Consider the following 13,572-nt stretch of genomic DNA (forward strand, 5'->3'; position numbering starts at 1 on the left):
TCTATCAAAATATGTGAGCGATAGGACCATGGGCCGCAAGGAAGAAAAATCGGGGTGGGGCGCTGGTGTGGTATTGGTCGTCGTTTTATTGGCGCTTCTTTTCGCACCGACAGGCATGAAAGGCACCGTGGTGCTACTTGCTACGCCTTGCGTGTTCGTCGCGCTGTTTCGCGGAAGGAAGAAAAAGCTGCCGGTTGCTGCCGGTGCTCCTCAATCTGCGACGACTAACTTTCCCGAACGAGCTTCGGCATCAGCATCGGTCGGAGGCGAATTGCGTGCGCAAGAGGGTGAAGAATTTCTCACGGTCGCGTTGTCGGGTGACTCGGCTAACTCTTCCTATCGCATCGCGCGACCGCCCTTCGAGACCTCGTCCGGCGTACGTTGGGTGGCGGCAGGGGAATCGGTCGATGTTGGTGGCACAACAATCACCGGCGGCCTGTTCTACATCGGTGTACCTAAACGGGGCGAGGCGAATAGGGGAGCTGACGCATGCGTGGTCAATCCGAAGGCAACTCTAGCCCGAACCACCTGCGACCGTTCTGCAGGGCCTAACGACTACTGGCTCAGTTACAGCACTTTCTCGGCTGAACAACGATGCGCTTATGTTCAGTGGCTGGCCTCCGCTCGCTCTGACCCGAAGTTGCATCGCAGTTTCGCGATGTTCTATCTGTACGGTCTCGAGCGGCGCGTCCTGGTCGATGGCATGGAAGGAAAGGTGCCCAAGCACGAGTTCGAGACGATTGCAGCGGAATTGCGGCGCCTGAGGGAAACATATCCGGAGGTGTTAGGTTCGGCATACGTCGACGGTATGCTCGAGTTCATCTCTGTGCACCTGACACAGCCGCTACGGCAGTACGAGCAGGCACCTCCTCCGCTCACGAATAGTTTCGAGCTACCTCTAAGCGTCCGGGTTGCGTTTGGGCAGGCGGCCATTGACAGGAAACCGGTTCCCGTCGAGTGGGCTTTGGCGTGGGTGTTTGGCGACGGCATGATTAACAAGCGTACGCCGGCATATCGCTGCGGAAAGGAGTTCAAGCAGCTTTTTGAACGGAGGTATCGCGAGCGGTTTCGCGATGGCATGAAGCTGAGCGCCAACAAGACCAAACTGAAGGCCCCGGTTTCTGCAGCTTTCTCTGCGCTCCATAGCGTCGTCTATCCCGAATACATCACCTCTTTGCCGGACATCTCGGCCGTTTCTGGGCCGAGAAAGCAACTGCAGGAACTGGTCTTTGAGTGTACGGAAGCGCTCGATGCATACAGCAGGTTTCTGGGCAAATACCCGGAGTCGGAAGGTTCGCTGGAGAGTTCACTCCTTTTGCCGCTCGAACTGTGGCCAGAGACCACCCGAGGCGAACTCGAGTCAGTCGCCGCGACAGTAGCCAACGGCACTGTTGTCACAACATTCGGCAGCTTGTTCGAAAGGTTCAAGGCATCGGGAAATCTCACGCGCGACAAGCTGACAGCCTTTGCCCGCGTTCTTGGCGAGGCGGGGGTTGCGCTCGAACCAGATGTCCGGACATCCGGGCGCACGCCGAAGAGTACGGATTCCGTGGCGTTGTACGCGACACCCCCTGGAACTTCAACGAATCATGTCGACGACGCCTATGTTGGCCTTGAACTCATGGTCGATATGGCCGCGTCCGTCGCGATGGCAGACGGAACGGCCTCCGAGCAGGAACTCGCAGTAATCCATCGCCAGATAGAGGCATGGCCACAGCTGACACCTCGTCAAAGAGACCGGCTTCGGGCACGTATTCACGTGCAGGTGGCTCAGCCGCCGACGCCCGCAAGCTTTAAAAAGCGCCTCGAACCGCTGCCCGTGGACGCCCGGCAATCAATAGGGACGATTCTGCTGCAGACGGCGAACGCTGGCGGAATTGCGTCGCCAGCGGAAGTGAAATTGCTCGAGAAGCTTTATCTGATACTCGGTCTCGATTCGCAACAGCTCTATAGCGATTTGCATGGCAATGCTGTCGCTGGGACAAGTGCTTCATCGCGGCCAGCTGCCCCCCCAGAAGAGCGCGGCGGCCAAGCTGTCCAACCGGTCCTCCAGCTCGATGCTGCCAGAATCGCTGCACTGCAGACGGAAACGGCGAAGGTTTCGGCCATGCTTGCGGACGTGTTTGCCGACGATGAGCCCACCGCAACAGTCGAGCCAGTTGAAGAACAAGAGCCCGATTCAGAAGGGGCGGTGACAGCAACCTTGAGCCTGCTCGGAATGGATGAAGCTCATTCCACTTTCCTTCGGCTACTGCTATCGAGACCAGTCTGGACCCGCGCTGAGTTGGCAGACGCTGCATCGGACCTGGACCTGATGCTTGATGGCGCGATTGAACAGGTCAATGAAGCAACGCTCGACCATTGGGACGAACCGCTAATCGACGGCGATGACCCAATTGAAATCAACCAAGAATTTGCGAAACGGTTAGCGCCATGATAACAATTCGCCCTAAGGACCGCGACGCGGTTCTGCAATCGCTGCGGGCCGGCGTCGTTCCTCGAGTAGGGCAACACTTGATTCAGGTGGGACGCCAGAAGGAACTTGACGCGTTGATTCAGGACATCGGCCGCGTCGCTGATGGCGGCTCAAGCTTCCGCTTAATAGTCGGGGAATACGGCGCTGGGAAGACTTTCTTCCTGAATCTCGTCAGGGCGATTGCACTCGAGAAAAAGCTCGTTACGGTTCATGCGGACCTTAACCCGGACCGTCGACTGCATGCATCTGGCGGCCAGGCCCGCTCGCTTTTCGCGGAACTGGTCAAGAACATGGCGACGCGAACGAAGCCGGAGGGTGGCGCTATAGCCGGCATCGTGGAGAAGTTCATAGGGCAGGCAAAGACCGAAGCAAAGGCGTCGGGGCGGACCAACGAAGAGGTCATCCGGGCTCAGTTGAACCAGTTGACTGAGATGGTCAATGGATATGATTTCGCTGACGTCGTCGCCGCCTATTGCCGAGGGTTCGAAGAGAGCAACGAGCAGCTCAAGGGCGATGCGATTCGTTGGTTGCGGGGCGAGTTTTCGACAAAGACGGATGCCCGTGCTGCGCTCGGCGTGCGCACCATCATTGACGACGCGTCGATTTACGACCAGCTGAAGCTGATGGCGCGCTTCGTGAGGCTTGCCGGTTACAGCGGGTTGTTGGTTTGCCTGGACGAACTCGTCAATCTGTACAAGCTCGCCAATGTGCAGGCTCGCAATTCCAATTACGAACAGATTCTTCGCATTCTCAACGATTCGCTCCAGGGCACTGCGGAGGGCCTCGGATTTGTCCTCGGTGGCACTCCGGAGTTTCTGCTGGACACGAAGCGGGGGCTATACAGCTATACGGCGCTCCAGTCGCGACTTGCCGAAAACACGTTCGCGACGGGCGGGCTCGTCGACTACACAGGTCCCGTTATCCGGCTGGCCAGCCTGACTCCTGAAGACTTTTACGTTCTGCTGGACAAGATTCGTCTCGTACATGCGTTTGGCGATGAAGCGAAGGCACAGCTTCCGAAGGACGCAATTGCAGCTTTCATGGGGCACTGCGCGATGCGCCTTGGCGACAACTACTTCCGCACGCCGCGCACTACGATTACCGCTTTCATCAATCTGCTGGCCGTCCTGGAGCAGAATCCAGCGGCCGACTGGCGGCAACTGATTGGAGCGCTGGAGGTAGCGAAGGATACTGGCGGGATGTCGGACTTTGCGATTGAGGGAGACGATGAGTTCGCCACCTTCCGCCTCAACTGATTCGGCGAGCTTCGACCTCCTGCACGAGAAGATACGACGGTGGGTCTGGAAGGAATGCTGGACGGAATTGCGCGACGCTCAGGAGCGCGCAATTCCTGCGCTTATTGACGCGGACCGGGACGTCATTATCGCTGCGGCGACGGCGGCTGGAAAGACCGAAGCCGCTTTTTTCCCCATCCTGTCAAACCTGCTGCGCGAGGAGCCGTGCAGCGGGTCGGTCCTCTACGTGAGTCCATTGAAGGCCCTCATTAACGACCAGTGGTCGCGCTTGGATAACCTCTGCGAGGAGTTGGAAGTACCCGTGGTCGGCTGGCACGGAGACGTCGCGGCGAGTCGCAAGCAGCGCTTCTTCAAGAATGCGACGGGCATTCTTTTGATAACGCCCGAGTCGCTTGAGGCATTGTTCGTCAATCGAGGCTCATCGCTGCAAGCGGTATTCGGCCAGCTACGCTACATCGTCATCGACGAACTGCATGCGTTCATCGGCTCGGAACGAGGAAAGCAGCTTCAGTCATTGATGTACCGAGTCGAGAGAGTATGCGGACGGGCTGTTCCGCGCGTCGGTCTGTCGGCGACATTGGGCGACATGCAACTGGCAGCAAGCTTCCTGCGTCCGACCGATAGTGCCAGGGTTGAAATCATCGAATCGAAGAGCGCCAACCAGGAACTCAAAATCCTGATTAAGGGCCTCCTGCTACGGCCGCCACGGGTGGAACTCGAGCCTGACATCGAGAACCCGACGCTTGAGGACATCTTGCCTGGCAGCGCGGTAGATGTGGCGAACCATCTATATGGCGCTCTGCGTGGCTCGAACAATCTGATATTTCCCAATAGTCGCAAGCAGGTCGAGACATATGCCGACTTGTTGCGCCGAGCGTGCGAGCGAGATGGATATCCGAATGAATTCTGGCCCCACCATGGGAGCCTCTCAAAAGAGCTTCGTGAAGACGCTGAGCGGGCCCTTAAGGACGGGACTAGACCGGCCAGTGCCATCTGCACGACGACGCTCGAACTCGGCATAGATATTGGTTCTGTGAAAAGCATCGCTCAGATAGGGCCACCGCCTTCCGTTGCAAGCCTGCGCCAGCGTTTGGGCCGCTCAGGGCGGCGTAAGGGGGAGCCTGCAATCCTGCGCGGCTACTGCGTCGAGGCGGAACTTACCTCAAAGTCCGGCTTCTCGGACCGGATTCGAGAAACTCTGGTTCAGTCGGTTGCAATGGTTCGCCTGTTAGTCGGCAGGTGGGTCGAGCCGCCGCGAACGGCCGGCATGCACGCTTCGACGCTTGTCCAGCAGATTCTATCTCTCATCGCTGAGCGTGGCGGCTGCACCGCAGGCCAGTTATGGAACTGTCTTGTCGCAAGCGGCACTTTCAATGCGATAGACAAGTCGGCGTTCGCTGAGCTGCTGCAGTATATGGGAAAAATCGACCTGATAGTGCAGTCGTCGAATGGAGTGCTTCTACACGGTGGGGCCGGCGAGAAGCTCGTCAATCACTACGAGTTCTACGCCGCCTTTGCTACGGACGATGAGTTTCGTCTGGTCGCGAATGGGCGGCAACTGGGGAGCCTGCCAGTCGCGCATCCGCTGACCAAAGGACAGGGCCTGATATTTGGCGGCCGCCGGTGGCGAGTCCAGGAAGTGGACGAAGAGAGCAAGACCATCTATGTGGCACCTGACAAGGGTGGCGCTCCGCCTCAGTTCGATGGCAACGCAGCGATGGTACATGACGAAGTCCGCCGTGAAATGCGACGCATACTTGAGAGCGACGAGCCTGTGGGATTTCTTGATAAACGCGGACGCAATCTTTTGCAAGAGGCGCGTCAGTACTATGTGGACGCCCATCTGGCCTCAAGTGAGCTTTTCCAGGAGGGAGCCACAGTTTGCATCCCGACGTGGCGCGGTGACTGGGTCAATGACGCGCTGGCGCTACTGTTACGTGCAGAGAAAATCGACGCGTTCAATATGGGCATCACTGTTTGCGTTTCAGGCGGCGATGTCGAACGGACGCGCGATGCATTGTGGAGTATCGGGGGCCTGGACGCAGAATCCGCGTGCGACGCAGTCGGCCAGGTGGAAAACCTAGGCCGTGAGAAGTGGGACTGGGCCCTGCCGGTGAGTCTCAAGCTGAAGTCCTTCGCGTCCTTGAACTTGGATATTGAAGGCGCAATGGCGTTCGCGAGGACGTATTCAAGAGAGTAGCGTCGCCTGAGAAGTATTCGGCCCGCTGACGATGCTGTCGCGGCACGCTGGAAGCCTGCTGAGATAGCACAGTTGCCGTCTCGCGTGTGGCATGCAGTACGGTTACGGGGGAAGATAATGCAGCTCGAACGCCTTGCAAAGATTCGCGAACACCGTATCTTCAAGGATTTTATCTGGCCACGAGGTCTTGAGGATTTCGGTCGATTCAATCTTATCTACGGCTGGAACGGTTCTGGGAAGACCACGCTGTCCGGCATTCTCAGAGCCATTCAAACATCGACGGCTATCCAGGAAGGCGTTGTAGATTTCGTTTTCGATGGAGCGGAGGTTTCGGGCAAGAAGCTCGGTTCAGCCGCCTTGCCGGCAGTCCGCGTGTTTAACAGAGAGACGGCGGCGCGAAACGTCTTCGAGAGCAGCAGTGGAACCTTTAGCCAGCTCCCTCCCGTATACGTTTTCGGCGAGGACAGCGCGGAAAAGCAGCGTCAACTGGACGCGCTGAAATCGGAGTTGCCAAAGCTGATTACCGTCGCGGAAAAGGCATCCGAGGAGGAAACGCGTGCGCAGAAAGTGGTCAACGACTATGCAACAAACACCGCGCGCGCTATCAAGAATCTGTTGGTCGCTCCGGGAGGAGCATTCAACAACTATAATGCGGCCGACTTCAAGGAGAGAATGTCGCGTTTCAGTCAAACGCCAACGCCCGAACTGGAGATGAAAGCGCGAGAGACCTTGCTCTCTTTGAAGGATGCCACGCCTCTACCGACTATCGAGCTTTATCCCGTCAACATTCCGGACGCATTGGACCTCCGAAGCGACGTCCGAGACGCGCTGTCGAGAACGGTTGTATCGAGCGTCATTGAGGAACTCGCTGCTAGCCCAGCGGTCAGTGATTGGGTTCGCAGCGGGCTTGCTATCCACACGCATGGCGAGGTCACCGAAACATGCAAGTTTTGTGAGCAGCCCTTGCCCGTGAACCGGCTGCGGCGGCTTGAGGCGCACTTCAACGACGAATTCAGACGATTCACTCAGGACCTTCAGAATTTGGCCGGACGTATTGAGAGCGCAGCCAACCAACTTGAGCGGACCAATCTCCCCGACGGCAGGGATGTATATCCCGAACTCCGTTCCGATTTTGAGTCGGAGCGTAAAAGCTATGAGCTCAACCTCTACAGCCTCCGCCAAGGCTTGCTGGCGCTCGCCAATGCCGTGAAAGTAAAGCAATCGCGCGTGTTTGAGGCGTTGGACCTAGAGGGCCTTCTCTTGGGGAGCGATGGCGTCCCGGTAGAAGACCAGTCATTCCTGAGCACCTTTATGCGTATCCTGAGCGCAGGAGCCCCTGCGTTGAGCGAATTCGTCGGTAAGCAAAAATTCGCTCGAATTGAACAGATTGTCGAGAGGCACAACGCGAACACGCGTTCTTTCGAGGAGAAGGTTAAGGCCGCTCGCGAAAGACTACACGACCACGAACTAGCTGTCGCTCTACCGGAATGGTGCGAAAAGCAGAAGGAACTGGAATCGACCACGAATGCTCGTGTTTCGGCCAACGAAGCGAAGGCGAACACCGAGCGCGAGATTCATGCACTGGAGGCCGACATCTTGAAACACCAGGAGCCTGCGGACGAACTCAATCGCGAGCTGCGCGCATATCTCGGGCACGATGACATTCAAGTCTCCGTCGAGGCTACAGGTTACAGGTTAGTCCGGCGAGGCAACGTAGCGACAAATCTCAGCGAAGGCGAGCGAACCGCGATTGCATTTCTCTACTTTCTGAAGTCGCTGCAGGACCGCTCATTCGACTTAAAGAACGGTATCGTGGTTGTGGACGACCCTATTTCGAGCCTCGACTCAAACGCTCTTTACAGCGCGTTCGGTTTCATGAAGCGTCGGTTGTGCGATGCCGGTCAGCTGTTCGTGCTAACTCACAACTACACCTTCCTACGACAGGTTCGGAACTGGTTCGGATATATGAACCGGGGAAAAGCAAAGCAGGGATTTCCCGCGCGCTTTTACATGCTGCGCGCATCCTACATCGGCGGGCATAGAAGCTCGGCTATCGAGGCGATGGACCCCTTCCTGCGGAAGTACGAATCGGAGTACCACTATCTCTTCAAGAGAATTGTGGACGCGAGTGCGTTTCCGGGAGGAGGGCCTCTAGAAACGTACTACGAACTGCCGAACTTGGCGAGGCGCTTGCTCGAGGCGTTCCTGGTCTTCAAAATTCCGGACGAGGATACGCTGCACGCAAGGCTCGAAGCTATCGATTTCGACGGCCCGAAGAAAACGCGAATTCTGCGGTTCCTCGATACTCATTCTCATAGCGAGCAAATTGCAGAGGGGCACGACGATGCGTCAGCTCTCTCTGAAGCCCCAGACATACTCAAGGACCTGCTCGAGTTGATAGAGAAGTGCGACGCGGAACACTTCGGAAGGATGAGGCAAGCGCTTACCACGTAACGAATTCATCAGCTAGGTCGGTCGCAACCGTAAGCGACGAATCGCAATGCGCTGCTAGCCCCTCACGCTGCAACGGCTTCGAGCGAGCCAACGTACGATTTCGTCGCCCGCATTTGCTTTTGAGCGGTGATGGGGCGCTGCTCGCCAAGACCGTCGTTATCACCGGACACCGTGTTGCTCGTCTCGGAGCGATGAGTGACCAACTGTTAAAGCCGACTTACAAGGAATCGCATGACCGTAGTCATTCCCAGATTGTTGACCGCCCCGGCAGTGGTCCTCATTGTCCGTCCGAGGGATAGCCAGAATGCCGAAGTTCTGGCGGAGCTACTTGTCGAGCGTCGCGAAGAGGACCCCTTCGAAGGGAGAGGCGGTTCGCAGGACCGGAAACTAACGCTAAGGTATATTTTGGTAGGTGGATGCCGCCTCAGCCCTCATGTTCGCAAAGGGGCATTCCACGCTTCCTACGACTCGGGGATGAAGACAGTGTCACTGACGTCACACACGCTCTATAACGGAGCGGTCGACTTGACGCTACCGGGTCTCGAAGGTAACGGTATAGGGTCCTACCTGATGAATGTCATCGTCAGTTGGGCCAAGCAGTTCCCAAGTGACACTACCGTCAATACCATCACGCTCCTTTCCCTCCAGGCTGTCGGTGACAACAAGGAACGGCGCAATAAATTTTACGAGCAATTCCGCATCGTATTTGACTACGACGACCCTACGACTCGAGCGGCAGGGAGGTCGCGTGATATGTTGACGAGTGCCCTCATTCCTCGTGAAAAGTGGAGCAGTAACATCGTGGCGCAGGACGTTGCGGAATATGCACGAGAGCGCAATCTCGCATGTGAAAAGGCTGAGGAGCGCGCAAGGCTCGCCGATGCGGAAGTCGAGCGCCTCCGTCGCGTGCTTACGGAAGAACGAATCAGGATGGAAAAGCACCACCGCCAGCGCGTCCAGCATGTAGCAGTACGCTTTCTTTTCGGTGCAGCGATAGCCTGCGTGGCGGCCGCATGGGTTACATCGAGGGCTTTCTCCTAAATGGGCGCTTGCGGGCGGAAGTAAAGCGATTTCAATATCGACGTCGGCCGTCGACTGGAGCACTACGGATGTAGCCCGCCGCAGCGGCGTACTTCAAAGGCGAAGGCGGGAACCCGGTCACAGGGGCGGCGTGACTCACGATGCAATGTCCAAGAGCAAGAGAATGAAAGACGATTCGACCATACAAGAAGTTGTTGAACAGATTCCCAACGGCGTTCATCTCTATAGGATTCGAGAAGCCTTGGAAAGCGGCCATGCAGCCGTGATGGTCGGAGCCGGCTTTAGCCGCAATGCGGAGCACGAGAACCGGCTGCCAACTTGGTCCATGCTGATGGATGCTCTCCTTGCAGACCTCTATCCATCGGTTGACGCGAGACGTATGGCTGCCGAGCGATTCGGCGGAATTAGCGGCATGCTTCGACTGGCGGAAGAATACGCAGTCGCGCGAGGGCGAGCGCAGCTCGACGCACGACTCCATCAACTCCTGCCGGACGCGGGTGTCATCAATCCGGGACGACTTCATACCAAGCTTCTGTCATTGCCGTGGGCCGACGTCTACACGACGAACTATGACACGCTATTGGAGCGAGCGCTCGACCAGGACCGGGGGGAGTTCATTCCAGAAATCAAGCGGCGATATCAAGTAGTGGTTGCCGCGCAAGAGGTGCCCTTTTCAAAGAGCAATGGGAGGCCGCGTGTCGTCAAACTGCACGGCAGTCTGCGCAGCGGCTCCCCGTTGATTCTGACAGAAGAAGACTACCGGTGCTACCCGAGTCGGTTCGCTCCGTTCATGAATACCGTTCAGCAGGCAATGCTGGAAAACGTATTCTGTCTCATCGGGTTCTCGGGAGACGACCCGAACTTTCTTCAGTGGACCGGGTGGGTCAGAGACCGACTCGGCGCGCAGACGCCACCAATTTACCTCATCACCGTCGGTGTGGTTCCGGACGGCCAGCGGCTCATTCTTGAGCGGCGCAACATTTTCCCGATTCCCATCGAAGAACTTGGCAAGAAGGAAGGACAGATAGACTATGCTCAGGCCTTCGAGAAGCTCTTCGAATTTTGGACTCCATCGGTCGCCCCCCGTCGGGCACTTTGGCCGTATGACTACCCTCCCACGCCAAAAGGGCTGAACTTCAGCGGCCAGGAGTTGCTTGCTTGGGCTCGGTTCTCTAGGTCGAATAGAGAACAATATCCGGGTTGGCTTGTCGCCCCCGAACGCAACAGAGAGCGCATCAGGTTACGGTCCGGCTTACCGACCACAACGATGAGCTACCGTAAATTGGCAAGCGAATTGTCGCCGACATTCCGGCTTGTTCTTTTGTTCGAGGTCACATGGATACTCAGTGTCGCCCTTGAGGACGTGGACGAACTGCGCGCCACCGACATTGAGCAAGCACTAGAAGCGGAGTCGACCGCCGACAGCGAGTCCGGAGGCGTCGGCGGAGTTGATGAGAAAGATTTTGAGCCTTGGGGAGACGAGGTCAAGTTTATTCGAGGCAATCTTACGGTAGCTTTAATGAGGAGCGCGAGACAACGCGGTGATATCGAAAAATTCAACAAATGGCAACGCGAGCTTGAGAGCTTACCTGCGCGCGCGAGGAATCCAGAGATGGAGTGCCAGGCATTCTACGAGGAGGTCCTGTTTCATATCGAGCGGCTGGACCCCGAGAAGGCGATGCAGGCCCTCAAGAAACTCGAGGTCAGCGCTGAACGCGCTGACTTGTACTGGAGGATTCGGGTCGGAACAATCTTTGGAGAACTCGGTGTAATTCGGCGCGGACGAGAAATTGTTCGGAATGGCCTACATCAAATCCGAGAGGCTATACAGGCACAAGGAGAAACGCTGACCCTAGTGTCCCGAGAGCATTGGGCTGAGCGTGTATTAGACGCAATGTCGGCCGCTGTCGATGCCGCAGAACAAGAATCCGCTCGCAAGGTTGCGATGGGTCCACCGCCGAAGCGAGGCAAGGAGCAACACACCCGAACACCGGATGTGACGCTGCACGACTTGATTCTCCGAGAGGAAGTCGATTCGACAAGACGGGAAAGCGAAGAGACCATTTATCGTGACGAGAATGCGCGGGACCATATTGAGCATCCCAATACGCAACTGGACCTTCTCTCCTGCGAAATTGACAGAACGTCGGAAGTACTTGAAGAGCTAACCATCAAATTCGACTCGCGTGTTGTTGCTGAAAAGCGATGGAACGTGCCGCTCGACCGCGACGCTGTGTTGGCCGCGAGAGCGTACGTTCGGCTGACGGAGGAAGTAGGCTATGTGCCGGCCGTCGGCCCCGTGTCGCTATCCGGCGGGCATCTGGTCTCGAGTTTCAGAATCCTATCGTTTGTATTTCCCATATCGGCATGTCTCCGAATTCTCACTCGCGCCAATGGCGGCAGTGTATATACATCGCTGGAGCCGCTAACGCGCGCGCAAGTCGCGCGCTTGAGCGAGGAGCGCGCGATGCACCTGTACCAACTTTCGATTCGCGGGGTGAATGCGTGCATGAATCGCTCGTCGAGGGATTGGGACCGTCGAACCGAGACTTCAGTTCGGTTTTATTTGGAACTAGCGTCAAGGCTGCTGCTGAGGTTAGACAGTGCAAACGCCGATAGTGCCATCCAGCATGCGATGGGGTGGCATGCAAACGAAGCGCTTCGTGAGAACACGAGCTTGCACAGAGCATTCGCAAGCTTTTTCAAGCGAGTGGTGCAACTGCTGGAGCCGGTAGCGCTGCGAAAACGTAGTCTTGACTTGCTCAAGCTAAACCCTGACTCGGCTCTACTGAAGCGATTCCGCGATTGGCCGACTGCCGTTGCATCTCTTCCTTATGAAGTGGATGGAGTGTCAGCAGAGCCGGGATGCTCTGAGGCGGTCGATGTTGTCCTAGACCAATCTCGCCAGGCAAAAGCGGACGATGAAGATGCGAAAGCCTTCCATTTGGAGCGACTAGACTGGCTTTGGCGCAATGGCGCGATGTCGGCGGACCAGGAACGAGCGTTCGCCGAATTCGTGTGGAAGAGCATTCCACACGATGCTCTCCCGAGCTATGTGGGCTTCTATCGTGGTGCTGTGTTGGTGTGGCCTTCGGTCCCAGGAGAGGACGTTGAGTCGCTATTCAGGAAATGGCTGATAGACGAACCATTTTCGAACCTTGTCACAATCGCCCCCGACTTGGACGGCAAACCGCAGCAGTCAATCGGAAGTACGTCGGAATCGCTTCTTGGAAACATCCTTCTGACCGGAAATCGACTCGTTCGATTCGCGTGGTCATCCAATGACGCCTCGACCGTGATGGCGAAGCTGAGGGCGTGGTGGGAAACGGAGGGGCGAGCCTTGACCGACAAATACGCAGGCAGACCGAACGAACGGTTTGGCGCACAGATAGTCGTTAATCGATTGACTCTCATGGCACACGTTGTACATCGAATTCTCGTCCCAAATCTGTCTAAGACCGAAGCAGATGCACCGGACTTGTCTCGTTGGCTTGCCGAAATGTGGTCCGCTGGACTGCGGTTAGGAAAAGCTCTCGTCCCCCTGCTGTTCACCGGACTGTCGTGGTGGCCGGAGCGCGAGGACGTCGTCATTCAGTTGACCGCCAATGCCGTTCGGCATGGCGAAGATGCGCAGGCAGTCAGTTTCGGATTCAACGCAGCGGGGTTTTGGTTGCTGCGCCTTTCGTCGCCAACAAACAGTTCTCGAAGCTACGTCGCATTTCTAGTTGAGGTCTTGGCGTGGCGAAGCCGACCGCAGACGCCGCTCGCTCTCGAGCATATTGCCGAGCTCCTTCGGCTTGGAGCCGCCGTACACTTTCAACAACAGGCACATCGACTTGCTGCTGAGCTTCTGAGTTTGATGTTGCATTTCTCCGACTGCGAACCGGGCGACGATATTGTGGAATTCGAATGTCGTCCGAGAATGCGACAGGCGGCTGCAGTTTGTTTGGCGGCACTGGGCCGACAGTTTGCGCACGTCAGAGAAAGCGAAAACTGGAAGCAGGCGATGACTCTCGTATGCACAGATGCCTTGCTCGATGTCCGCATTTCCGGTCAGCAATTCGTTGAGGAATTTGAGCAGTTGCGACCGGCCCGGTCTTGAGGTTTGCGTTCGTTCGTTTGCCCCCTTTTGCGGGCGAGCAGCC

General features: G+C 57.0%; 6 protein-coding genes. All 6 read left to right on the forward strand.

Translation table 11 applies throughout. From position 1 onward, the window contains the following. Positions 1-28: 28 nt before the first annotated feature. The 6 genes from BN2475_RS24330 to BN2475_RS24355 all read left to right on the forward strand — a co-directional run bounded on the left by BN2475_RS24330 (position 29) and on the right by BN2475_RS24355 (position 13,529). On the forward strand, positions 29-2,437 hold the full coding sequence (locus BN2475_RS24330; RefSeq protein ID WP_245841558.1) for a tellurite resistance TerB family protein: 2,409 nt from the start codon (positions 29-31) through the stop codon (positions 2,435-2,437). Beyond that, the gene (locus BN2475_RS24335) at positions 2,434-3,732 is read left to right on the forward strand and encodes an ATP-binding protein (protein ID WP_094782039.1); all 1,299 of its coding nucleotides are present in this window, start codon (positions 2,434-2,436) and stop codon (positions 3,730-3,732) included. Before BN2475_RS24330 ends, BN2475_RS24335 begins: the two co-directional genes overlap by 4 nt. After that, positions 3,704-5,932, forward strand: coding sequence for a DEAD/DEAH box helicase (locus tag BN2475_RS24340; RefSeq protein WP_094782040.1), 2,229 nt, complete (start codon positions 3,704-3,706; stop codon positions 5,930-5,932). The genes BN2475_RS24335 and BN2475_RS24340 overlap by 29 nt, the downstream gene beginning before the upstream one ends. Before the next feature lie 117 nt (positions 5,933-6,049). Then, positions 6,050-8,386 carry an AAA family ATPase gene (locus tag BN2475_RS24345; RefSeq protein WP_094782041.1) on the forward strand — a complete coding sequence of 779 codons (2,337 nt, stop codon included), beginning with the start codon at positions 6,050-6,052 and terminating at the stop codon, positions 8,384-8,386. Positions 8,387-8,617: 231 nt separating this feature from the next. Beyond that, positions 8,618-9,427 carry a hypothetical protein gene (locus BN2475_RS24350; RefSeq protein ID WP_094782042.1) on the forward strand — a complete coding sequence of 270 codons (810 nt, stop codon included), beginning with the start codon at positions 8,618-8,620 and terminating at the stop codon, positions 9,425-9,427. Positions 9,428-9,590: 163 nt separating this feature from the next. After that, positions 9,591-13,529, forward strand: a complete 3,939-nt coding sequence (locus tag BN2475_RS24355; protein WP_159444607.1) for an SIR2 family NAD-dependent protein deacylase — start codon at positions 9,591-9,593, stop codon at positions 13,527-13,529. Positions 13,530-13,572 lie beyond the last annotated feature (43 nt).

Origin of the sequence: Paraburkholderia ribeironis (genome assembly GCF_900019265.1) — a bacterium.
Lineage (GTDB): Bacteria > Pseudomonadota > Gammaproteobacteria > Burkholderiales > Burkholderiaceae > Paraburkholderia > Paraburkholderia ribeironis.

Bases quoted from the DNA above. Each gene is read 5' to 3' on its own strand.
- BN2475_RS24330 (WP_245841558.1), top strand. From the start codon at position 29: ATGGGCCGCAAGGAAGAAAAATCGGGGTGGGGCGCTGGTGTGGTATTG.
- BN2475_RS24335 (WP_094782039.1), top strand. From the start codon at position 2,434: ATGATAACAATTCGCCCTAAGGACCGCGACGCGGTTCTGCAATCGCTG.
- BN2475_RS24340 (WP_094782040.1), top strand. From the start codon at position 3,704: ATGAGTTCGCCACCTTCCGCCTCAACTGATTCGGCGAGCTTCGACCTC.
- BN2475_RS24345 (WP_094782041.1), top strand. From the start codon at position 6,050: ATGCAGCTCGAACGCCTTGCAAAGATTCGCGAACACCGTATCTTCAAG.
- BN2475_RS24350 (WP_094782042.1), top strand. From the start codon at position 8,618: ATGACCGTAGTCATTCCCAGATTGTTGACCGCCCCGGCAGTGGTCCTC.
- BN2475_RS24355 (WP_159444607.1), top strand. From the start codon at position 9,591: ATGAAAGACGATTCGACCATACAAGAAGTTGTTGAACAGATTCCCAAC.